At 39.3% G+C, this 21,802-nt stretch carries 21 protein-coding genes; 9 read left to right on the top strand and 12 right to left on the bottom strand.

Annotation, left to right across the window (positions count from 1 at the left end):
* Positions 1 to 492: 492 nt before the first annotated feature.
* From QNI22_RS29100 to QNI22_RS29085, 4 genes are read left to right on the top strand one after another with little or no spacing between them, the layout of a single operon-like run.
* Positions 493 to 1,419 (top strand): heme-binding domain-containing protein, encoded by a 927-nt coding sequence (locus QNI22_RS29100; RefSeq protein WP_314516422.1) that lies wholly within the window; start codon positions 493 to 495, stop codon positions 1,417 to 1,419.
* A 3-nt stretch (positions 1,420 to 1,422) separates the two neighbouring features.
* Positions 1,423 to 1,899: a hypothetical protein gene (locus tag QNI22_RS29095; protein ID WP_314516420.1), complete on the top strand. Its 477-nt coding sequence runs from the start codon at positions 1,423 to 1,425 to the stop codon at positions 1,897 to 1,899.
* Positions 1,896 to 2,939 (top strand): sensor histidine kinase, encoded by a 1,044-nt coding sequence (locus QNI22_RS29090; protein ID WP_314516417.1) that lies wholly within the window; start codon positions 1,896 to 1,898, stop codon positions 2,937 to 2,939. The genes QNI22_RS29095 and QNI22_RS29090 overlap by 4 nt, the downstream gene beginning before the upstream one ends.
* Positions 2,920 to 3,687 (top strand): LytR/AlgR family response regulator transcription factor, encoded by a 768-nt coding sequence (locus QNI22_RS29085; RefSeq protein ID WP_314516416.1) that lies wholly within the window; start codon positions 2,920 to 2,922, stop codon positions 3,685 to 3,687. The genes QNI22_RS29090 and QNI22_RS29085 overlap by 20 nt, the downstream gene beginning before the upstream one ends.
* A gap of 26 nt (positions 3,688 to 3,713) precedes the next feature.
* On the opposite strand, the gene QNI22_RS29080 is transcribed toward QNI22_RS29085, so the two are convergent.
* The gene (locus QNI22_RS29080) at positions 3,714 to 3,908 is read right to left on the bottom strand and encodes a Rossmann-fold NAD(P)-binding domain-containing protein (protein ID WP_314516414.1); all 195 of its coding nucleotides are present in this window, start codon (positions 3,906 to 3,908) and stop codon (positions 3,714 to 3,716) included.
* Positions 3,909 to 4,294: 386 nt separating this feature from the next.
* Here QNI22_RS29080 and QNI22_RS29075 point away from each other — a divergent pair, with 386 nt between their 5' ends.
* Entirely contained in the window at positions 4,295 to 6,175 is a 1,881-nt protein-coding gene (locus tag QNI22_RS29075; protein WP_314516413.1) for a serine hydrolase domain-containing protein, read from the top strand.
* 309 nt (positions 6,176 to 6,484) lie between these two features.
* On the opposite strand, the gene QNI22_RS29070 is transcribed toward QNI22_RS29075, so the two are convergent.
* From QNI22_RS29070 to QNI22_RS29060, 3 genes are all read right to left on the bottom strand, one after another.
* Positions 6,485 to 7,135: a response regulator gene (locus QNI22_RS29070; RefSeq protein WP_314516410.1), complete on the bottom strand. Its 651-nt coding sequence runs from the start codon at positions 7,133 to 7,135 to the stop codon at positions 6,485 to 6,487.
* A gap of 114 nt (positions 7,136 to 7,249) precedes the next feature.
* Positions 7,250 to 9,163, bottom strand: a complete 1,914-nt coding sequence (locus tag QNI22_RS29065) for an ATP-binding protein (RefSeq protein WP_314516409.1) — start codon at positions 9,161 to 9,163, stop codon at positions 7,250 to 7,252.
* A 176-nt stretch (positions 9,164 to 9,339) separates the two neighbouring features.
* Positions 9,340 to 10,422 (bottom strand): hypothetical protein, encoded by a 1,083-nt coding sequence (locus QNI22_RS29060; protein ID WP_314516407.1) that lies wholly within the window; start codon positions 10,420 to 10,422, stop codon positions 9,340 to 9,342.
* 406 nt (positions 10,423 to 10,828) lie between these two features.
* Between QNI22_RS29060 and QNI22_RS29055 the strand changes: the two genes are divergently transcribed.
* Positions 10,829 to 12,049 carry an alpha/beta hydrolase gene (locus tag QNI22_RS29055; protein ID WP_314516644.1) on the top strand — a complete coding sequence of 407 codons (1,221 nt, stop codon included), beginning with the start codon at positions 10,829 to 10,831 and terminating at the stop codon, positions 12,047 to 12,049.
* 41 nt (positions 12,050 to 12,090) lie between these two features.
* On the top strand, positions 12,091 to 12,729 hold the full coding sequence (locus QNI22_RS29050) for a DUF4844 domain-containing protein (protein ID WP_314516405.1): 639 nt from the start codon (positions 12,091 to 12,093) through the stop codon (positions 12,727 to 12,729).
* 88 nt (positions 12,730 to 12,817) lie between these two features.
* Here QNI22_RS29050 and QNI22_RS29045 read toward each other — a convergent pair whose 3' ends face one another.
* The 3 genes from QNI22_RS29045 to QNI22_RS29035 all read right to left on the bottom strand — a co-directional run bounded on the left by QNI22_RS29045 (position 12,818) and on the right by QNI22_RS29035 (position 14,459).
* Positions 12,818 to 13,276: an SMI1/KNR4 family protein gene (locus tag QNI22_RS29045; protein ID WP_314516402.1), complete on the bottom strand. Its 459-nt coding sequence runs from the start codon at positions 13,274 to 13,276 to the stop codon at positions 12,818 to 12,820.
* A 137-nt stretch (positions 13,277 to 13,413) separates the two neighbouring features.
* Positions 13,414 to 13,908 (bottom strand): hypothetical protein, encoded by a 495-nt coding sequence (locus QNI22_RS29040; RefSeq protein WP_314516401.1) that lies wholly within the window; start codon positions 13,906 to 13,908, stop codon positions 13,414 to 13,416.
* An 86-nt stretch (positions 13,909 to 13,994) separates the two neighbouring features.
* A complete protein-coding gene (locus QNI22_RS29035; protein ID WP_314516399.1) occupies positions 13,995 to 14,459 on the bottom strand; it encodes a hypothetical protein in 465 nt (154 codons plus the stop codon).
* 452 nt (positions 14,460 to 14,911) lie between these two features.
* On the opposite strand from QNI22_RS29035, the gene QNI22_RS29030 reads away from it, so the two are divergent.
* Positions 14,912 to 15,370, top strand: coding sequence for a hypothetical protein (locus tag QNI22_RS29030; RefSeq protein WP_314516397.1), 459 nt, complete (start codon positions 14,912 to 14,914; stop codon positions 15,368 to 15,370).
* Positions 15,371 to 15,487: 117 nt separating this feature from the next.
* Here QNI22_RS29030 and QNI22_RS29025 read toward each other — a convergent pair whose 3' ends face one another.
* From QNI22_RS29025 to QNI22_RS29010, 4 genes are all read right to left on the bottom strand, one after another.
* Positions 15,488 to 16,318 carry a metallophosphoesterase gene (locus QNI22_RS29025; protein ID WP_314516396.1) on the bottom strand — a complete coding sequence of 277 codons (831 nt, stop codon included), beginning with the start codon at positions 16,316 to 16,318 and terminating at the stop codon, positions 15,488 to 15,490.
* A 451-nt stretch (positions 16,319 to 16,769) separates the two neighbouring features.
* A complete protein-coding gene (locus QNI22_RS29020) occupies positions 16,770 to 17,072 on the bottom strand; it encodes a DUF3817 domain-containing protein (protein WP_314003895.1) in 303 nt (100 codons plus the stop codon).
* A gap of 87 nt (positions 17,073 to 17,159) precedes the next feature.
* Entirely contained in the window at positions 17,160 to 19,085 is a 1,926-nt protein-coding gene (locus tag QNI22_RS29015) for a sialate O-acetylesterase (protein WP_314516394.1), read from the bottom strand.
* Positions 19,086 to 19,462: 377 nt separating this feature from the next.
* On the bottom strand, positions 19,463 to 20,113 hold the full coding sequence (locus QNI22_RS29010) for a methyltransferase domain-containing protein (protein WP_314516392.1): 651 nt from the start codon (positions 20,111 to 20,113) through the stop codon (positions 19,463 to 19,465).
* Positions 20,114 to 20,347: 234 nt separating this feature from the next.
* On the opposite strand from QNI22_RS29010, the gene QNI22_RS29005 reads away from it, so the two are divergent.
* Positions 20,348 to 20,848, top strand: coding sequence for a sll1863 family stress response protein (locus QNI22_RS29005; protein WP_314516390.1), 501 nt, complete (start codon positions 20,348 to 20,350; stop codon positions 20,846 to 20,848).
* Positions 20,849 to 21,041: 193 nt separating this feature from the next.
* Here the strand turns inward: QNI22_RS29005 and QNI22_RS29000 are convergent, their stop codons facing one another.
* The gene (locus QNI22_RS29000) at positions 21,042 to 21,782 is read right to left on the bottom strand and encodes an SDR family NAD(P)-dependent oxidoreductase (RefSeq protein WP_314516384.1); all 741 of its coding nucleotides are present in this window, start codon (positions 21,780 to 21,782) and stop codon (positions 21,042 to 21,044) included.
* Positions 21,783 to 21,802 lie beyond the last annotated feature (20 nt).

Below are 21,802 nucleotides of genomic sequence, written 5' to 3'. Positions count from 1 at the left end.
CGGGTTGAAGATCATTGAGTGAAAAGATAGTATGAGTAATTGTGTTTGGAATTATTTTGTCTGATACACTAATCAGGTAATAGGACAAAGGTAGAATGGGTATGAAGGGCATTCAAGACATGAATATGTGTAAATGCTTATGAGAGAAGTTTATCTGGAGTGAACTGCCAAATTTGAATCCAACTTACTTGCTATAGATTTACTACACCGTTCTTTCTTGAGAATATGGAACTTGATGGACAGGCAAAACTGATGTTAAGTCGGCCAACTTGCCGTTTAAATTCGGAAATGAATAAATCGCGTTGTTGCAGTATGCTAGATTTTAAAGTCTAGACGATCAGCCAGGTCGCAAAGCTAAGTTGAGATTGAAGCCAGATGACCTTTCAAATTGCCGGATTGAAGATTCAATTCGCCAGTTTTAAGGTTTTACACTTTATTCTTTGGAAAACTTATTTATCCTTTGTACTGTCATTCAATTACTGATTTATATTTATGAAGAAAATAATCATCATTTCGGCCTTAGTCCTTGGTGGGGTTTTTGCGATTATGCAGCTATTCCGGCCAAAGATTCAAAATCCACCTGTTACACATGATTTTACGGCACCACCACAAGTGAAGAGTATTTTGGTTCGGGCATGCTATGATTGTCATTCGAATGAAACCAATCTTCGCTGGTATGACCAGATTCAACCAATTTATTCGACGGTGTCAAACCACATTAAAGACGGTAGAAAGGTTTTGAATTTTTCCGAGTGGGATAAATTAGCTAAGCCAGATCAAAAGGCGAAACTTTGGGAGTCCGTCAACCAAATTGAGCAAGGAGCAATGCCAATAGCAAGTTACTCTTTTGTTCATCAGGATTCCCATGTTTCAGCACAAGATCTGTTGATTCTTAAAAACTATTTACAGGGAATGGTTAAAAGAGATATAGGTGATACCTCAAAGTTGAATGATTTGCAAAAACAATATCACTCTAATGCAGGTTCAGACGAGACACTTCCCAAGTCTTTAAATGGCATTACCTATATTCCTGACTACAAGAACTGGCAGGTCATCAGCACATCCGAGCGATTTGACAACGGTACTCTAAGAATTATTTATGGTAATGATATCGCAGTAAAAGCCGTAAGATCGCATAACATCAATCCATGGCCAGACGGAACTATCTTCGCAAAAGCCGCTTGGGATGAACTTGAAGATAAAGACGGAAATGTTAAGACTGGGGCATTTAAGCAAGTTGAGTATATGATCAAGGACAGCAAACGCTTTTCCAAAACAAACGGGTGGGGCTTTGCCCGCTTTAAAACGCCTAAACTTGTTCCCTACGGCAAAACTATACTGTTTACGCAAGAATGCATCAACTGTCATAAGCCTATGAGCGATAATGACTTGGTATTCACTTTTCCTATTAAAAATTAACTCATGAAATCACATTCAACAATATTTATAGCCGTGTTGTTTCTTTTTTCCTGCGGACCTACTAAGCAAAAAGAGGAACTGATTAATACAAAAGCATCCATTCCGGAAACATTTGATATATCTGGAAAAAACTTGAAGGTGATAACTACTATGTTGAATCGTCACGATAGTACCACATCACTTCTTTACGGAAATGAAATAGCTTACCAGTCTGCTATGCAACATTTGAAAAAACCAAGCCTGGGCGAAAAGTTTACCTTGGTAACGTGGAAACAGCAATGTGACAAGCATTGGTTTGGTGCCAACATTCCCGGCGACCTTTTAGCTGTTGAAATACTGGAGGTAGGCAACAATCAACAAAAAACGGAACTTCACTATAGGAAATTACTTGGCAAATCGCTTACGCCTGTAAGTGATACTTTAGGTGCAAGCGATAGGGTCAATTTTATAATTTCACAGGAAGCATCCTTGACTCCATGATACTTGGTAAATATTTAACCTCATCTAACAGAAAGTCTTTTACAGTTTCTTCACTGGTTATCTGGGTAAGCGCGTTCGTGATGGGGGTATTAGCTTCTATTCCGAAAATCCTGCGGTTAAACATCAGTTTTGGAGAAGTCGCCATTGATTCGTTGATCGCCTTTAGCTTTTCGCTGTTTGTCTGGTATTATAATCTTTTTACGTTGCCAAGAGTGCTGATTGGGAACATTACCACAAGGTTTTTTGGTCTGAGACTGGTGAAAAGCCTCGCTTTAGGAATAATCTTTATGGCGATTCTTGTTATCATCAATCAGTTGTTCTTTTCATCCTATGGGTTCGGATCAATGATCTTAATGTATCAATTCCGAGGGATACTGATCAATCTCACAATTTATTTGTTTCTGTATTTACTATATCAAAGTTATGCCAACCAGGTTATTGCAGTTGAACTGGAAAGAATCAAGTCCGATCATCTCGCTGCACAATTCGAACTTTTGAAGCAACAGATTAACCCGCACTTCCTGTTCAACAGCCTGAATACGTTAAAATCAATGGTCGATATTGGCGATGAGCACGCGTCAGACTTTATTGTCAAGCTTTCGAACTTTTATCGGGCATCTCTCGACACCAAAAAACTCGATGTAGTTAGTATGGAAGAGGAGTTGAAGCTACTTGATTCGTTTTTCTTCCTGCTCCATGCCCGGTTTGAAGAAGGCATTCATATTGATGTTAAACTTACTGCAGGCCATAAAGCATCGTTTGTGCCACCTTTCGTACTTCAACTCCTTGTCGAGAACGCAGTTAAACACAACGTGATCGCTATTGACCTGCCCTTACATATCGAAATATTTTCGGATGAAGATTATATTGTGATACGAAACAATTTACAGGTAAAATCATTAACGGAGCCATCAACAAACCTGGGTTTGCAAAACGTGAATCAACGATACCAACATATCACCGGAATGCCTATAATCGTAAATGATTCGGGCAAATATTTCACCGTCAAATTACCAGTTTATGAAAATTTTAGTCGTTGAGGACGAATTAAAAGCTGCAAGGGCTTTGATAAAATTGATTACATCTGTAAAACCTGATGTGCAAATAAGCGGCCCCGTTCAAAGTGTTCGCTCAGCCATTGCCTTTTTAGAGACTAATCCGGTACCTGATTTAATTTTCATGGACATACAATTATCCGACGGCCTTTCTTTTGAGATCTTTGGGAAAATTAAAGTGCCAGCTCCTGTCATCTTTTGCACAGCCTTCAACGAATACGCGTTAGAGGCTTTCAAAACAAATGGAATAGCATATATCTTAAAGCCTTTTAATGGAGCGGATATCACAGCGGCATTCGATAAATTAGATCTGTTAACTAAGCCGACAAAGAACCAAAATTTTGCTGAGGCTTATCTGGCTAAAATGATCAAAGCTTCGCAGGAAACCGACGGCAAGAAAAGCTTTTTAGTTTATAAAGGCACCAAATACCTAACCATTGATACCTCTGATATCGCATATTTCTTTGTCCATAACGAAGAAACCCGGATAGTGACATTTGACAACGAATGGTATCCTGTTGATCAGTCACTTGATCAGACCGCATCACAATTGCCGGAAAAAGACTTTTTCAGATTGAATCGTCAATTCCTTATTTGTTTTCGTGCAATTAAAGAAGTGGAACATTACTTTTCCAGGAAGCTATGGGTGAAACTGACCGTTCCCGTTGAAGAAAAGCTGTTGGTTGGGAAAGATAAAACCAGCCAGTTCCTTCATTGGCTGGATAAACGTTAAAAGTTTTGAATTAGTAAATCAACGTCTTATAAGTTGGTAGACATGGTGATTTCTTTGTAAGTCTCAAACTCTTCCATATTCTTAGCCTTTTTATCCTTGATCAATTTATAGCTGTCAGGACCTAAGATCAGATGGACAGGAGGGCTCATATTTACCAGATTAACAAGCTCCTCGACTAGTTTCTGCGGATCGCCGGATTGCTTACTGTTCCTGATTGACATACCCTTGTGAGATTTATCGCTTTTATACTCTGATATCGCGTTTGTGGTGCAAGTAAGAGAACCGGCTTCTAGGAAGCGGGTTGAAGGTAAATGAGTGATAAAAAGACACGTTGATAATCATAGTTAGAATTGTTCAGTTGAATCCTTGCTCAGCTACCGAAACAAAGGTAGAATGGGTATGGAGTGTGTTCAAGACATCAATATGTGTAATTGGAGGTATAGAAAGTGGTGAGGCTCATAGACTAAAGGATAAATCTGTTCTTCTTATGTTCGGTTGGATCCAACGGAACACCATACAGAATGTAGTATCATATATTTAGACTTCCGCTTGCAATTGTTATAGCAAAACGGTTTATCTCACTAACCTGTGTTATCCTTTTATTCCTATGAAAAGATATTTGTCTGTATGTTTCTGGGTATTTCTTATATCCGTTCATTCGTTGTTTGCCCAGTCCAATTCTTCTCCCGAAACACTACCTGAGTTGATTCATGAGATTGAAAAAGTAATGCAGGAAGAAAAGATGCCCGGACTGATGGTATCCATTGTTTCGAAAGACTCTGTTTTATTTTCAGGTGGTTTAGGAGTGTCTGTTGTGGAGTCTGGACAAAAGGTAGATGGTAAGACATTATTTCATTTGTATTCTATCACCAAGATGTTTACAGCACTGGCTATACTTAGGCTCATACAAAGTGGGTCATTACACTTACAGGATAAACTGAGAGACATTGCTCCGGAATTGGTTTATACTAATCCATGGGAAAGTACTCATCCGGTACGGCTGGTACATCTGCTCGAACACTCCAGTGGTTTTGATGATACGCATCTGAATATGATACATAATACATCCATCCATGATCTGAAGGGGATAGATGCCGTCAACTTTTATCAAACCTGTCTGATAGCAAGATGGAAGCCAGGACTGGTTAGTTCGTATGCCAATCCCAATTACACCATAGTAGGATATCTGATTGAGAAATATTCAGGTATGTCTTGGGATAGTTATCTTCAAAAGATACTTCTGGAACCATTAGGAATGCATTATTCTGACTTTGATCTGAGAATCAAAGAGGAGAAGAGGTATGCCCGTGGGTATCGGTTTGCTGATGGTCATTACATTCCGTTTCCATTTTTTGTCCCAACCGGGAATGGAGCCGCCAGTGCTTTGCATTCCTGTGCCGAAGACATGACCCAATACCTTCGTTTTTTTCTGAATGACTGGAATATACATGGTGAGCAATGGCTGGATACAACGTATTTGTCTGCAATGGAAACCATTCATAGTACAGCCGGAGCCAGAGAAGGACTTCAGATTGGCTATGCTCTAGGTAATAGTACATTTTATAATCATCCCAAGGCTAATTTCAGAGGGCATGCCGGAGGAGGAGATGGGTTTGAGTCATTAGTTAATTATGACCGTCGGCACCGGATTGGCTATGCGATTGCAAATAATGGAGGAAAAGGCATGTGGCGGATTTCTGTTTTGATTGAAAACTTTCTGACGAGGGAGTTACCCGACTTTGTGCCTGCTACATTGGTGCAACAGCCAACAAAACCTGTTTTAAGGGATTATCCGGGTTACTATAAACCGATAAATGTTCGAAGTGAACAGTGGAACTTTCTTCAGCGAATCATTGGAGTAGTAAAGCTCTCCCAATGGGAAGGTGGACTGATTATAAAGCCTTTATTGGGAAGGGCTGACACCGTAGAATGGGTTAAAGATCGGTTATTCAAACGAAAATATGAACATCAGGCGTCGGTGGTAGTTGGACTGGATGAAAATGGAAATCCATTTTTACAGTCTGATATGCACCAGTATTATGAGAAGACGTCCTATCTGCCAGTACTGATTCAGCAACTTCTTCTGGGTCTGTCTGCACTTGCAATCGTATTATCAGTGATATGGGTACTGGTATGGTTGGTTATGGTATTAGTTAGAAAGGTAAGCCGGAGTCAGATTCTGGTTGGACTTTTACCTGGGATGGCGGTTCTATCAGGTGTGATCGCATTTAGGATAACGACTGTTACAGACTATACAAACCGGATTGCCTTTAACTCCATCAATCTGACATCGGTAACTATCTTTTTCACTTCCCTCTGTTTTGGTTTGTTTGCTTTTACAGGTCTGGGATTGCTTATAAAACAATGGACACACTTAAAAAGCTCATGGATCAGAGGTATACTGGCGTTTAACGCATTCTTCCTGACATACCTAGCTATTCTGCTCTTGATGCATGGGTGGATAGGCGTTAGAGTTTGGGCTTTATAGATCAATTGTATGATCTTCTTACTATGGCTACTAGCTGTTGGTTATCGTAGTAACTCTACTTAAACAAATTGATCAACCTTTTTTGCTTTATAGTATTCAAACTTCAGTCAATAAGGAACGTGAACAGCGTTCGGATATTCCTTCAATGTGACTGGAGTTTGAATATCTCTGACATAGGATCGGAATATAGATGTTTTTTGAGAGTGATTTGAACTCTGATCACATTGAAAATGGATTCAAATCAACGCTATCAGACTCGAATTACTGACAGAGCAGAAAGTTAGTTGAATATAGAGTATAGATTGGTGATTAAACTAGTTTGTTTTTTAACGCTTTGGCTACGGCTTCTGAGCGGGAATGAACCTGTAGCTTTTCGTAGATACGTTTGATATATCCTCGTACTGTATCTATTGCCATGGCATACTTATCCCCAATCATTTTGTAGCTAAGTCCTTCTACCAGGCCGTTGAGTACCTGAGTTTCCCGTTCATTCAGTTCTATTTTTTCAGCAGGGATTTGGTGGGAAAGACGAATCAGTGAGAGTACTTTACGGGCAATATTGGCACTCATAAACGAACCCCCATTGTATACTTGCTGGAGGGCAATCAGGATATTTTCTGGCTTTTCACCTTTGAGCAGATAGCCTGAGGCTCCTGCTACAATAGCTTCCAGAACTTTGTCATTCTCCTCCAAAATGCTTAGTATCACTATATGAACATGTTGAAAGGCTGGCAGTGCCTTGATTTTTTGTGTACAGGTAATACCATCCATGTGCGGCATTTCAATATCCATCAGAATCACCTGCGGTTGAATATGTGGTAAGTCCCTAAGCAGGTCCGCGCCAGAAGAGTAGTTACCCACGCACTCAAAATCATCAGAGAGTTGAAGCATAAATACGAGTCCTTCTCTATATGAATGATTATCTTCTGCAATGGCAACTCTCAATGGGGCATTTTTCATGGTAGGTACTTAATTGAACAGGCTTTGGAAAATGTGTTTTGTAATCGAAGAAAGGATAAAAATATGTTATATAAATGAAGAAACCTGTTTTTTGTTTTGTATCTGGTAAATATATTAAGGCTTGAAAGAAAGTGTAATCCGGGTACCTTGGCCGGGACATGTATCAATAGTAAGTTGACCGCCGAGTTCTTTTGCCCTGGTTTTCATGTTATTCAACCCATTTCCACGTTTGATTATTTCCGGATCAAAGCCTATTCCATCATCTTGTATCTCCAGACTAATAGTGCCACGAATTTCCTGTAATTGGATCGTAATAGCTGTTGCTTGAGCATATTTAATAGCATTGTTGATGGCCTCTTTAAAGATCAGATAGAGAAACTTACGCATGTTCATACTTAGCTGTGCCTGAGAGAGCGAATCATCCGCAAGAAAAACACAACGGATATTGCGTGCTTCCAATAATGGAATCGCAAATTCCTTCATACGCACGATGGTACGTTCCAGAATATCGTTGTCTGGTTTAATAGTCCAGATCAGGTCATTGATAGACGAGATACTGCCGTGTGCCTGATGACTGATATTTTCCAGAATAGGCAGAGTCTGTTCTTTTTCTTTGGCAGCATTTTTTACTAACAAATCACTATAAAGAGCAATGCTGCTCAGATTGGCTCCCAGTTCATCATGAAAATCGGCTGCAATACGATTCCGGATTTGCTCCATTTCCAGTCGTTTGCGAAGCTGATAACGTCGATACCCTACTGTTCCCACTATGCCGCTCATCAGCAGGCCTGCAATCAGCAAAAATACATTGCGACGCTGTACGGCCAGTTCCAGTGATTGCGAACGATTCTTTTCATTTAGTAAAGCAATTTCCTGCTGGCGTTTATCTGCTTCATATTTCGCCAGCAATTGTTGGGTTTTACCTCTAAGCTGAGCCTGGAATATAGAATCTTTGGCAACAGATGCGGCTTTAAAAAATGGATACGCTTTCTTGTAATTATCTGTATCTACATACAGTTCAGCTAATGCCATATTAGATGTATACAAGTCATCCTGATCTTGTGTTTCTTTAGCTAGTTCCAGTGCTTCCAGATAGTATCTTTCCGCCAGATCAAATTTTTGTAGTATCCTGTACATTTCTCCCTGATTGTGTAGGTTAACCCTCAATGCACCAGGAGATTCCAGTTCCCGTGACAGCTTTTCTCCTCTTTTTAGATAGGATTCTGCCAGCTTATATTGTTTTTTTCCTGTATATACTAATCCCAGGTTTACCAACAGATCAGTTTGTAATAATCTGTATTCGACCTGTTCTGCATGCTGCAAGCCACTTTTATAATAATAAATAGCTGTATCTACCTTGTCGATGTTGTCATATAGATTTCCCAGTTGATTTTCTGTAATAGCGAGGCTTGTGAGGTTGTTTAGCTCTGCTGCAATGGATAGTGCTTTCTGATAGTATGGAATTGCTCTATCATATTGTTGAGAGCCAGCAAGAATATTACCTACATTCAGGTATTCGCCTGGATTTTTTTGGTTGTATTTTTCCTGAAACTGAATAGATTCCAGACTGTATTTCATAGACATTTCCAGATTATCTACTTTTTTGTAGGCAATAGCTAGATTGCCTAAGGCTCCCATTTTTACCTTAACCTTAAATTTCGAAGGATTTTTCTGGATTACTTCCCATGCTTTCAGATAATAATTAAGAGTGAGAGGATGATCCCCTTTATGATGTGCAATAGTGCCTTTCAGAAAAGGTATACAATATTCCAGTGGTGCATATGTTTTTAATTGACTTCGTAATGAAGCTAATTTCTGACATAAAGAATCAGCTCGTTCGTATTCACCTTTGATAATATATTGAAAACTGCAATCTTTCATAGCAATCGCATACAGTGTATCAATGGGTTGTGTATGCAGAAACCATTGTAGTGAATCCAGTGTCTGCGGAACTACAGCAACAGGTGACTGTGGATGAGCAAATTGACTTAGCCACAGGACGCAGATAGTAAATATGTTTGTTTTCACAGAGTTAGCATTTACATATTTATCTATTAGTAGCTATGCTGTCTCAATATGTAACTATGAGATTACAAAGGTTACCTGGAGATAATCTTCTCTGTAGTGCAACATGATGAAGGGACTAAGAAATGGCTTATAAAAACAAAGTGCCTTTCCAGAGGATGAAAAGGCACTTGAATATATTACTGATATTGAATATAAATCGGCTGTGGATATAAGGTCAGCATCTCTTCTGGTGACATAACTCGAGGCTGATTTACCCGTTTGGTATCATTGCCGTAAAATATTTTGAATCCGGCAAACTGTACAGGTTCATGTGTAATGGCGATCCGGTACGAGTTGCGTTTCTTGGCAGGAGGTCCCCATCCGTCCATATGCATGACAATCTGTACTTCCGGAGATGTTTTAATCTTTTTATAGTTGGTAATCATGGGTTTTACAAACCGGTGTACTACCAGAATCTTGGGAGGAATATTGTTGTCTTTTACCAGTTTACCAAGATAATCTGTTACATAGTTGATATCGGCTGCATCAAATGTTCCAATTTCTTTACCAGGACGTTTTTCACCTTTCATGGAGAACTCCGGATCGATACCCAGGTGTACATTTGGCATGCTCAGGTATTTCTCCAGTTTGGGTACTTCATCCTGTACCTTGCTGAAACCTACCTGAATATCCAGAAATACAATGGCATTTACTTTTTTCGCCATCTCAATTACCCTATCTATCTGATGATGAGGCATCCGTAAACGGTAGGTGTTATCTTTCTGAGGTAAGCCCTGTGCTGTAACTGCAATGTAGTGAAGAGCTGGAATAACAGGGGTTTCAGGATCTGCCTTTTCCCATTTCTTTACATCTTCTTTCAGACGTCTCAGCATTTCCTCTTCAGGATATTCTCCCAGAATACCCATTTGTTTGGAGTATAGGTTACCATAATAAGCCACGATACGTGAGAAGGGAAGAATGGCACCTGCTCTTGGATAAGGAGCTTTTACCGGCCAGTATTCAGTTGTATCTGCTCGTGACAGAAAGGCTACTTTCTGGCTATACAGCGCTGTATCAAGTGGGGGATAAGTTACTGCTTTTTCAGCACTGCTATCTGTTGTAGCAACCGAATCTACTTTAGCTACCTGAGCCGTAGTATCTGCTGATGTAGTTCTATCCTGTGATTTGGATTGACTACAGGCTATAAACAGAATGGAAAAAGAGGTAAAAAGAAAAAGAGAAGCCAGTACCTGTCTGGCAATAGAAAACTTGTGTTTCATCAGGTGAAATACGGAAACAATGACTTAAATAATGAGTAAAAACGATCAGGTTGGTAGAAAGTATAAAAATTCAGGGCCGAAATTACTATTTTATTATTGTATTGCAACATCATGGGTAGTCAATTTTTATTGATACTCATAGGGTTAACAAGGTGTAATTTATCTACCGTTTTACACTATACATATAAAGAATATACTTTTCTGAAATAAGTATTTCTACAGGCACAGGAAAATGGTAAGATATCCGACCTGTGCCTATACGTAATTAATGAGAGTAGGTTACAAATAAGTATATTTTAACTGGTTCATACTCAGGTTTTGAAAAGGTTCAAGGGACAAAATGGAACTTAAATAATAAGGAAGGATCTTGCTAATTTCGGGAAAGCTTTCTTTGAAGAAGACAGCTATGTTGATGGAATGCTCTTCTATAAAATACAAGATATTCAGTCTGGATAAAGGTTTGGATTATCATATAAATAACAACTATCTTGGACGGTATGTAAAAGTAATGCTCAAAATCATCATTATGAGAATACTATTTTTAGTAGCAGTTGTTTTTTTTAGTGTAATCTATTCCTTTGGACAAGGTAATCCATCGGATGATGCTTACTTTAAAGCAAGATCTATTATCCGGGATCTGGATTCTATTGTTGCTCCCAATGGCATTCAGGAAACCTATCCGGTAAATATTGGAGGTGTAAGACAATGGGTATATGTGCGTGGACAAAATAAAGACAATCCGATTCTGTTGTTTGTACATGGAGGGCCTGCTTCTCCTATGTCACCTGTGATGTGGATGTTTCAACGACCTGTAGAAGAGTATTTTACAGTCGTTAACTATGACCAACGAGCATCCGGAAGAACGTTTATCTCCAATGATACACTCTCACTAGGGCAGACTATCACCATTAGCCAGTATGTAAAGGATGCCATCGAACTGGCAGAGTTTGTTACAAAAAAATACAAAAAGAAAAAGGTGATTCTGATGGGACATAGTTGGGGTACAATTGTCTCCATGCATGCTGCCTTGAAAAGACCCGATCTGTTTTATGCCTATGTTGGTGTAGGGCAGGTGATAAATACTGTAGACAATGAACGGGTTAGTTACGATTTTGCTGTACAGGAAGCTAACCGGCTGCATAATGAACTTGCATTGAAAGAGTTACAGTCTATTGCTCCCTATCCTGGTAATCAGCCGATCACAAGAGAGAGAATTATTATTGCCCGAAAGTGGCCACAATATTATGGCGGGCTGTCTGCTTACAGAAATACCTCAGACTATTACTTTAATGCACCTTATCTTTCCCCTGATTATTCGAGAAGTGATATTGCATCTATTGATAAGGGAAGTCTCTTTACACTGGAAAAAATATTGCCCGAATTCTTAAAGGTCGACTTTAAACCTGTTAAGACCTTTCCTGTTCCTGTGTTTATGTTTATGGGCAGACATGATTATACAACCCCTTCAGAGCCTACACAACACTGGTTGCAACTGGTAAAAGCACCGATCAAAAAAGGAATCTGGTTTGAAAATTCCGCCCACCTGATTCCATTGGAAGAGCCAGGAAAGATGCTGTTATCCTTGCTGAACGAGGTGAGACCTCTGGCTGTGGAGAAAAGTAAGTAATCAACCCAAAACAAACTTTATAACTATAAAAAGAAATTCAATTGAAACCAGACGTTATTGCTCAATTACAGACATATAGGCAGAAAGACAAATTTTCGGAAGAATCATGGAAAAAGCGAGGACTTATTCCTTCTCCTAAGGAAGTTTCTCTTGCAATGAGTACTTTAATTAATGATTGCCTGGATGAGGTTCTTGGTAAAGATCCGCAATCTGTAACCAATGCAGAATGGCAAAACCTTCTCATCAATAATCTTGCTAAAGTCTCCAGAATGGAATATGACACAGAAGAAAGAGAATTCCTCTGTGATTGTTTTGCTTATATCGCAGATCTGCTTGATATAGATTTTGGACTAGCATTAGATTCGTTTATGTATGGAGCTGATATGGCTCGTTCTCTTGCTTTAGATAATGCTCCCTCCGGGAATTATCAACTTCGAACACAGCCTTGTGATGGATGTGATAATCTATTAGAAACATGGGTAATAGAAAGAGCAGGTGTTCCGGATTTTAGCTGGTTCGTTGTTAAATGTAATCACTGTCATGCATATACATTGCTCTCTGTTGGTTCAGGCATTGGTGAGCTAAAACGAGGAAATTATGAGTTTGTTGAGCAGATTAGAAAAGACCAGTTTACCTATGCAGAAGCACAAGCACGAGTAGCTCATTTAAGAAAAGGATGAAGTAAAAATGGACAGTCTTTTGTCTTGGTTACAGTTATAACATTAATATCTCACAAATCTGGATTATATCTTGTTCATTAACGAGAGCTCATACATCATACAATTGAGGTGAATCGGCTATGTAAAGTTCAATGAATTCAGATAGTGAATCAGTTATAGGCTTAAATTCATCTCTATGTGGTATGATTCCTATAGTATACTTGTTATCCGCCTTTACTTCAACTCCATACCACCAACTTGCAGTCAAATAATCTGCGAATACATATAGAGACTTTTTCTCAGCCAGAATATGACCTGGAAATTTCATAGTAGAAGAAATAATGTCTTCAATAGGATAAAAGGAGAACCCTTGCTCATCATAGTCTATGGAGTAACGAATATCCATACCGTTTACTCTAGAATAAAGTTTTTTTAAATCGTCAGGAAGAACTATTTTATTAGTTTTTTCTATGTCCTCGATTTCAGCTATTGTTCGAGGTATAATTCGAATATTTTGTTTTTTCCAATAATCTATAAGAAGATTGATATGTATGTCTAGTGCATTCATATGCTAGCCTTGTACTTTGTTTGGTGTTTTTATGGAGTATCTTGTCTTTCAGAAAAGTAATCTGGTGACGTCAAATAGATAGTTGTAGGCTTGGTGAACTTACAAGTTCGATAAAATGGAAAAATGTACAAACATGATTACTTAAAAGCCAAATTTTCCAGATACACTAGTTTATACATTTCAGATGTGTCATTTATATATCGTTGATCGTCGTAAGGGGCTGGATAGGGGAGATTTACCAGATACTCATAGTCTATATGTTTTTTGGCTTCTTCCAGTAATTCCTTCTTTATTCTTTTATAGTTTTCCCGAAAAAATATCGAGATCGCTTCATATAACAAATCAACAAAATCTCGGACGAGGTTCTGCGATCCAAGAATATCTGCATAAGACAAAAAGAGTGTATATAATTTAACTCCTTGTATAGTGGATGAAGGTAATACTTCAATTGTACCTTTTTTTTCTTTTTTAAGAACAATACATAACATCACATCCGTTTTGGCATTCACAATTATATTTTTGGGAAACAGAATATGCTTTTCGATAAATTCCTCAAGATATTCTCTGATTTTATAAGAGACCCTGGGTCTGTCATATAAGTCATATGAGGACAATTCAATTTTAAATTTCATAAAAGTAGTTTATTATCTGGTAAAACATTTACTTCAGAGCTATCTCCCATCTAATGTCACTATAAGCTAATATTAATGATTTGAGCCTATAGGTACAAATCATCAATGTATTGTTGTTCTTCAAATGGAACTGGGTAACCGAAAGAATCTATATATTCAAAATCCATTTTATCTCGTAACTGATTCAAATCCTCTGGCGATACACTTTTATATTTTTTGGTGAAAAATAATGTAATAGCCTCAAATACAGATTCAGCGAATTTTACATTTGGCTTGCTTGAATTTATTATGTCTCCAAAAGGAATGAAAACGATTGTACTTTCGGCCTGTTCATTATATTCTTTGATGGATGGTAGTAATATATCAATTACATTACCAAGTGTATCTTCTTCAAAACAAAGCGTCAATACCACTTTCCACTTACTTTTAAGTATAATTCGTTTTGGGATAAGAATAGTTTGAATTGTTAATTGCTCAAGGTATTTGCATATTTTATGTGATACCTGAGGTCGATTGGGTGATTCTGCAAACTGTTCAATTTTAAATTCCATTTTTGAATAGATAGGTTAGTGGGAAAGGTCACTGAAAATAGTATAAAATAAAGATCCTGGCAAGTAACTTTGTTAGTTGTTTTCTAATGGGTTTATAAATAGCTGAGATACTGGTTATTCTATAAATAGTATGAAAAAGTTCTTTTGGAAATTAATTTTGAGGCTTTTTGCTGAATAGAATATCCTTACGGAGAATGAGTTGAGTGATTAAAGATTGCAGAAGTAAGCTTGCTGGATCGGTGTTTGTTTTGTATTTTTAAGGCCTGGTGTAAATAGCATTGGCTATTGTTTGTAAAGTCTTTTAAACAGCATTAGGTGCGTTTTAATGCATTTAAACAGGTGTCGATGAAGTATCCCACGGTTAATCTGTGATAGCGTTAAAAACGCTCTTATGTGTTTTGTGAAGGTCTCTTATTGTTTAATTCATTGTTCGTATATATTCCTTTTGATCCATGTCGTATTCCGATCCACTGTCTCAATCTCATGATGAATATCACAATAGTTACAGGTCTGCCTATCACCTTTTCCTGAAGATGCCAGAGCAATATGTAACAGCTTACAATCGCTTCTTACGTTGGTTACAGGCTCATCCGGATGGCGACCGGGTCAGGATGGTTGAATCCATGCGGGGTGTTGACAGACGCTATAGTAATATGCTCTACGACTTTTTTGTATACAGAGGCATTGTGGTCAACATTACAGGAGTACTCCAGAACAAGCAAGTGACCTACAGCTATCATCTGGCGCAGGACCGCAACCGCAACTACCAGATTTCCTCTGAAAGTGTAGATGAACTCAGTGGAGAAGGTTTTCAGACTCGGCTTGATGCGGAAGCGGCAGCTTTTCAGCATGCCTTTGCCTTACTTGAGCAATGGATAGCCGACCAGGCACATTTTGGTATTAACATGTAAGATGAATGCATTGTAATAGGAGTTTCTGAAATATACCTTGACAGGTGCGAAAATATACTAACAAAACAGCCGACTTTACTAGAGTCGGCTGTTTTGTTAGTAGGTTGGTTGTTTAGTTTATGCTCTTTCCAGTTCAAATAATGTAATTTCAGGGCGTACATTAAACCGAATCTGCCATAGGTTGCCCAGTGCTCTGTTGATGTATACTACTCGGTCATTACCCAGTTCAATTTTACCAGCTGTATATTTTTTGTTTTTTACAGGTAGGACAGGTGGTGGTAAAAAGGGTGGTTTACATTGACCTCCATGTGTATGGCCGGATAAAATCCAGCCTGCATAATTGTTCCATACATCCAGATCACATACATCCGGGTTATGACATAACACAATGGTAGGTTTGTTGCTATCATACTCTTTCATTGCACGTTTGGGAAGAAAGTTAAGGCCCCAGTAATCATCAATGCCGATAAAGGTAAGACCAGCAGTTTCTGTTTGTGCATTCCTCAAAACATATACACCATTCTGTTCCAGCATTTCTGAAATGTTATCAGCTACATTTTGCTGAGACCAGTTTTTTCCATAATCGTGATTACCAAGAATGCCCACTGTACCATGTTTTCCTTTTACACAATGTGTAAGTACCTCGCTTAATTCCTGATAAAGAACCTGGTCTTTGTGTGTGCTTACATAGTCGCCTGTATATACAACAAAGTCAGGATTAAATGCCTGTGCTTTCTGAAAAGAATCAATCACAAAACGATGATCAAACCTTTTGCCTATATGAATGTCACTGATCTGCATGACGGTTTTACCAACCAGATTATTGGGTAAATTGCGGACAGGCATTTTCAGTTTTACAAACTCCAGCCAGAAAGGCTCAACCTGCCAGGTATATAAGCCACCCAGAATCCCAGCTCCTGTCAGATACATAAACTTTCGTCTTTTCATAAGATGCATAATGGGCAACGTGTTTCTATCTATTTGTCTGCTATATACCAGTATTTGTAACTTTATATACCTCAATAATCTGAAAAGTGAATGATAGGTATTCGCTTACAATGCACCAACATGAATCATCTCGAATTTTGAGTAAAAGCTGTCATGGAGAAAGTAATAACAAATGTCATAAAGAGAGTTATGATGACTTCAATCGTGGCAGGTGATGTAGGTGCGCTGGCGATCTTTTCTCCGCGAGGTTGGCTCTTGGCCTGCGGGCAGAAGGATCGGAGAAAAGTGTCCTTTTTGGGGTACTTTTTTGGACAAGCAAAAAAGTACCATGCCACAAGTAAAAGAAAGTTAGGGAATTTACGGAAAGAAAGGAAGAAAGCTGAACCAATAAAGGTAAAGGTCAATCAGACATAAACGCACAGTTGAAATTAAGAATGATTTGTATTCAGGACTAGTCTTCCTTGCGAAATAACTTCGCATCAGCCCAAAAGGTGCCAAACGGAATAATAGAAGCTACCAGTGCCAGTCCTGTTTTTCGGAAATTCCATCGGTGTTCAATTGCAACCATAATGACCAGAATCACATAGGCAATAAAGAGAAGTCCGTGAGCCATACCACATATTTTGTTGGCTTCCGGCATATGAAATATATATTTCAATGGCATGGTAACAAATAAGATCACAAGAAAGGATACACCCTCTATAAATCCGATTACACGAAGTCTTCCCAGAGAGGTAGATAATAAATCTGTCATAAAACAGTGATAGAAGAATAGAATGAAATAAAACGATAAAGACGGTTGCGAAAATATACAACAGTACGTTGACTGCCTACATTGTGTTCATTTCTTTTTCAGTTCAAACGGAGTAGCTGGCAGTCCTTCTTTGTTGATCAGATTGGCAGTTGCCGGATTGTCTGCCCATGCATAGCGAACTATAGTTGGGTTGCTTATCGTCTTATTAGATACTACCACAGTATTGCCTTTTATCTCCGCGTCTGCCCATACAAAGTTTTTTCCATCGCTGGAAATAGCAAACCCATTCAGCTTAGCATTCTTTCTGGTAAGTAATCCATTACCTGTATTTTGAAAAGTAATTGTAACTTGATTTGGTTTAAATATAGCCTGTTTTGCTGTGGGGCCGGAAGCTACCAGATTTTTCTCTCCATACGCTATTTTTCGGGCCTGTAAGGCCAATCGCTTGCCGACATCCTGTTTGTTTAATGGATGAATATCATTCCACTCACCAAGGTCTATGGTAACTGCCATGCCTGTATTGGGGAGTGATAACGTCTGATCCTGAGATTGTCTGAGTTTGGCCCAGTCGCTTTCCTGTGGAGTAGACCTTTCTTCCATGAAATTCGCAAGTTGTACGAATAGAAAGGGGAAGTTGCCCTGATGCCATTTGTCTCTCCAGTTTTTGATCATTGCAGGAAACGTTTGGGCGTATTCCTGAGGTGCACTGGCATTGGCTTCACCCTGATACCAGATCACCCCTTTGATGGAGAGGTTTAGTAAGGGGGCTATCATGTTGTTGTATAATCCGGCAGGCTTCCATCGGATAAATGTCTGACTTTGCAGGGGAGGTATAGATGTTCCCAATTTATATTTCCAGGTGCCTTTCAAGTCAATCGTGTCTGCTCCAACTGCCAGGTAGTATGGTTTGTCAGCAATAAACCCACCCCGGTCTGCATTGTTGATGACACGAACTACAATCGTATTCTGACCTTCTTTCAGAATTCCTGGTTTGATCTCATACCGGCGGGGAGGATATTGATAGCCAGTTGTACCTACAAACTGCCCGTTGACAAACACAGAATCCTGATCTACAATGCGTCCCATCCATAGTTTGACAGGTTTGCCCACAAACGAAGAGGGTATTGTGACTGTTTTGCGAAACCATACTGCTCCATTCTTTTTTCCCATTGGCCCGTCTGCCCAATAGCCAGGGATTGACATCTCTGCCCAGTCACTGTCATTTAGTTCAGGGGCTGTCCAGCGTGGTTGACTGGTAATACCCATGTCTGTTTGATTGAGTGACTGATACCAGGCAGCCGTTCTGGATCTGTCGCTGGCTTCAATTGCCTGAATAAGGCTGTCATTTTTAAATTTTTGTAATTCCTCATACGCTTTCGGAAATGGTTTTAAGGCATCTTCACTTATCCAGGCTTCTACGGGGGAGCCTCCTAAAGCGGAATTGACCAAGCCAATAGGAACATTGTGATAAGTTTGTAGTTCTCTGGCAAAAAAATAGGCTACTGCTGAAAAAGAAAGTACATTTTGTGGTGTAGCGGCTACCCAGGAACCAGATTCCAGATCTGTATGCGTTTTTTTGAAATCATATTTATCAGGTACCAGAAACTGCCGGATGGTTGGCTGGTTTGCTGTCGGAATAATCGAGCTATACTTTTCTTTTACCCGCTCCATGGGCAGTTCCATATTCGATTGTCCGGAACAAATCCATACATCCCCAAACAGCACATCCTGAATCTTCACCTCATTGCTTCCTTTGAATACCATCTCAAAAGGACCACCTGCCGAATGGGCTGGAAGTTGAAGCTGCCAATTGCCCGTTTGATCGGCTTTGGTTGGGTAGGATTTACCTTTAAAGGTAAGAGTGATAGCTTCACCCGCAGATGCCCAACCCCAAAGTTTTACTGGTTTATCCCGTTGTAAAACAAGTCCGTCACTAATGAGTCGGGGCAGTCGTATCTGGCCAAATACAGGAGTAGCTAATAATAGGAAAATGAGAGCGGTGTATCTATTCATTGACAAAGAGATATAGAGTCAATGCAAGGTAGATAATTCTGAAAGTCACCGCAAGTGGAATCAAACATGTAATAAGTAGGATGCGATCAATATAGTAGACAGAAGAGTTTCTCTAGTTTCCCTCTTGTCTGTTTTATTGTCTAATATACTCTCTCTGTCCTCCTGAAAGGATCTTTTGGCAAATAGAGATGCGTTTGGTGTCTGAGAGAAAAAATACACTTCAAAAGTAAAGACCGACAATCTTGTCACACCTGTCCCATAGTAGTGGGAGGTTCCTTTCAGGAGGACAAAAAAAGACTGGGAAAAAAGAGCCGTTCTTCAATTGACAATAGGAGGAAGTCATATGATTCACTTCCTGTCAGGTTAGATAAAACCTCTTATGAACAAACACAAGACTGTACACCCATTCCATTACCCGGCTTTTCTGCATAGACAGTAAGATAGAGCAAATCAGTTATTTCTTTTGGAATAGCCACTATTTCCTGTTCAGATAAATATCCATTCAACGTCAAATCTGTAAGAGAAACAGCCTGTTGCTGCTTGACCTGTATATTTTCAAATCCCAGCTTCTCAATAGCTACCAGATAATCAGACAGCTCTGCATGCTGAATAATCGCTGTAATAGCCGATCGACCTCCTGGTTTAAGTACGCGAAAGATTTCAGCAAAGACTTTTTCTGTGTTGTGTGCTAGATTCAGTACCTGACTGTTGGTAACAACATGTGCAGAAGATCCAGCGAGTGGCAATTCTTCTGGATTGCCCTGACGAAATTCGACACTTACAAAGCCCGTTGTTTGGCGTGTAACATCTGTTGTGGCAGATAGGGTTGTTGGTACAATTCCGATTACTTTGCCATAGGGAGCTACGATATCCTTGAAAACAACTATATTGGTATCCATATCACTAGTCAGATCAACCAAGATATCATTTTCTTCAATCTGGGCATATTTTGCAAGCAAACGTCCATCAATGGATTTTTTTTGAATTTCAGCACTTACTGTGTGTATAGCATTCATAAGATAAAGCATTTTGTATATAGAAGTGGGGATCTAGCCTTTATAAGATACCAGAAAAATCCCCAAAGCTATCTAGTATGATAACCTATCCAGATAGAGAGAAGTTCGTAAATTGTGGAAATTGCTCTTTGAAGTAAACGAATGGGGAGGAAAGGCATAGAATTTTTACATTTGTAACCATACTGCTGTATTATACGTTGTATTCAGCACATACATAGTACACTATACACTTATCCTTATACCGATATGAAAACATTGGTTGCTTATCTGAAATATGCTACATGCATAACACTTGTGTCCGGATTATTGCTTTCCTGTAATGAGGACAGAGACAAAACACGTACAGAAATGGCTTTAGAAGAAACGGGAGAGGCGATTCAGGAAGATGCCAAAGATCTGGCTAATGAAATAGAAGGGAAAACGGATTCTGTTGGTGACAGACTGGAAGAAAACAAAGATGAGTTTGTGGCAACCATGCAGAAAAAATCCAGAGAGCTGGATAATGAAATTGACGAGTTAGAAGCGAAGATTGATAGACAGGGTAAGAAGGCTGACAGAAAAGTAAAAGCAGAGATCGCAGCACTGGAAGTAAAACGGGATGAATTAAACAGAGATATTGAGAAATTACGCAGATCCTCGGGAAATGCCTGGCAGGATATGAAGGCAGGTATCCGAAAAGCGGTAGACGAACTCGACAGAGGCTTTGAAGAGGCCAAAGAAAACTTTGAGAAAGATTCTGACAACTAATTAAAGCCTTATTGAAATTTCTATAGATCTCCGTGAAGTATGATCAATATGATCATACTTCACGGAGATCTTCTAATTCTATACAGTTGAGCACAAAGCAAAAGTAGCCACTTGTGCTAGCACTTACAGGTAAAAATAGACTATAAAGAAAATATTGTTACCTGTAAGTGTGAGATAAATCTCTGGTAACTAATCAGGCATTAAAGCCTCCATCAATAGTTACCCATGAGCCCGTGATTTGTTTCCCCTCTTCGCTTGCCAAAAATGCTACCAGGCCTGCCACATCTTCCACTGTACCATACTTGGGTAGAGCCATCCGGCTGCGTGCATAGTCGGCGTGCTCAGTATCTGCTGGGTTCATATCCGTATTGGTTGGACCGGGCTGCACCAGTGTAACAGTAATCCCTTTTGGGCCTAGATCACGTGCCAGTCCACGGGTAAAACCTTGTAAGGCTGATTTACTCATCGTATAGAGTGTGGTTTGCGTTCCTATAGCGTTATCGGCCATGTTACTTCCTATGGTGATGATTCGTCCACCGGTTTTCAGGTGTTTTACAGCTTCCAATGTGGCTACATACACCGCTTTTACATTTACATCCATTATCTGGTCGTATTCATCAATAGTATGCTGGTGAAAGTCTTTACCAATGTAGATGCCCGCATTATTCACCAATATATCAAGGCCTCCAAATTCAGCAACAGTTTGGCTTACTGCCTGGATAATATCGGCTGATCGGGCACTATCTGCTCCTATGGCGATGGCATGACCACCGGCAGCATTGATTTCATTGGCTATGGTTTGGGCTTTCTCTGCTGACTGACTATATGTAAAAGCTACACTTGCTCCTTCGGCCGCTAAACGACGTACAATTGCAGCCCCTATTCCACGGCTTCCGCCAGTTACTAATGCTATTTTGTTTGCTAACTTTTTCATGATGATTTTTATTTATTTTC

This window comes from Xanthocytophaga agilis, assembly GCF_030068605.1.
GTDB classification, from domain to species: Bacteria; Bacteroidota; Bacteroidia; order Cytophagales; family 172606-1; genus Xanthocytophaga; species Xanthocytophaga agilis.
Note: the sequence above shows the minus strand (reverse complement) of the source record. Positions and strands in the feature narration are given on the sequence as shown.

What these genes read in the sequence shown, in the direction of transcription:
- QNI22_RS29040 (WP_314516401.1), bottom strand. Translation starts at nt 13,908, where the DNA reads ATGAAATTTAAAATTGAATTGTCCTCATATGACTTATATGACAGACCC.
- QNI22_RS29100 (WP_314516422.1), top strand. Translation starts at nt 493, where the DNA reads ATGAAGAAAATAATCATCATTTCGGCCTTAGTCCTTGGTGGGGTTTTT.
- QNI22_RS29060 (WP_314516407.1), bottom strand. Translation starts at nt 10,422, where the DNA reads ATGAAACACAAGTTTTCTATTGCCAGACAGGTACTGGCTTCTCTTTTT.
- QNI22_RS29035 (WP_314516399.1), bottom strand. Translation starts at nt 14,459, where the DNA reads ATGGAATTTAAAATTGAACAGTTTGCAGAATCACCCAATCGACCTCAG.
- QNI22_RS29005 (WP_314516390.1), top strand. Translation starts at nt 20,348, where the DNA reads ATGAAAACATTGGTTGCTTATCTGAAATATGCTACATGCATAACACTT.
- QNI22_RS29095 (WP_314516420.1), top strand. Translation starts at nt 1,423, where the DNA reads ATGAAATCACATTCAACAATATTTATAGCCGTGTTGTTTCTTTTTTCC.
- QNI22_RS29015 (WP_314516394.1), bottom strand. Translation starts at nt 19,085, where the DNA reads ATGAATAGATACACCGCTCTCATTTTCCTATTATTAGCTACTCCTGTA.
- QNI22_RS29020 (WP_314003895.1), bottom strand. Translation starts at nt 17,072, where the DNA reads ATGACAGATTTATTATCTACCTCTCTGGGAAGACTTCGTGTAATCGGA.
- QNI22_RS29030 (WP_314516397.1), top strand. Translation starts at nt 14,912, where the DNA reads ATGTCGTATTCCGATCCACTGTCTCAATCTCATGATGAATATCACAAT.
- QNI22_RS29085 (WP_314516416.1), top strand. Translation starts at nt 2,920, where the DNA reads ATGAAAATTTTAGTCGTTGAGGACGAATTAAAAGCTGCAAGGGCTTTG.
- QNI22_RS29025 (WP_314516396.1), bottom strand. Translation starts at nt 16,318, where the DNA reads ATGAAAAGACGAAAGTTTATGTATCTGACAGGAGCTGGGATTCTGGGT.
- QNI22_RS29070 (WP_314516410.1), bottom strand. Translation starts at nt 7,135, where the DNA reads ATGAAAAATGCCCCATTGAGAGTTGCCATTGCAGAAGATAATCATTCA.
- QNI22_RS29090 (WP_314516417.1), top strand. Translation starts at nt 1,896, where the DNA reads ATGATACTTGGTAAATATTTAACCTCATCTAACAGAAAGTCTTTTACA.
- QNI22_RS29055 (WP_314516644.1), top strand. Translation starts at nt 10,829, where the DNA reads ATGTTGATGGAATGCTCTTCTATAAAATACAAGATATTCAGTCTGGAT.
- QNI22_RS29045 (WP_314516402.1), bottom strand. Translation starts at nt 13,276, where the DNA reads ATGAATGCACTAGACATACATATCAATCTTCTTATAGATTATTGGAAA.
- QNI22_RS29075 (WP_314516413.1), top strand. Translation starts at nt 4,295, where the DNA reads ATGAAAAGATATTTGTCTGTATGTTTCTGGGTATTTCTTATATCCGTT.
- QNI22_RS29000 (WP_314516384.1), bottom strand. Translation starts at nt 21,782, where the DNA reads ATGAAAAAGTTAGCAAACAAAATAGCATTAGTAACTGGCGGAAGCCGT.
- QNI22_RS29080 (WP_314516414.1), bottom strand. Translation starts at nt 3,908, where the DNA reads ATGTCAATCAGGAACAGTAAGCAATCCGGCGATCCGCAGAAACTAGTC.
- QNI22_RS29010 (WP_314516392.1), bottom strand. Translation starts at nt 20,113, where the DNA reads ATGCTTTATCTTATGAATGCTATACACACAGTAAGTGCTGAAATTCAA.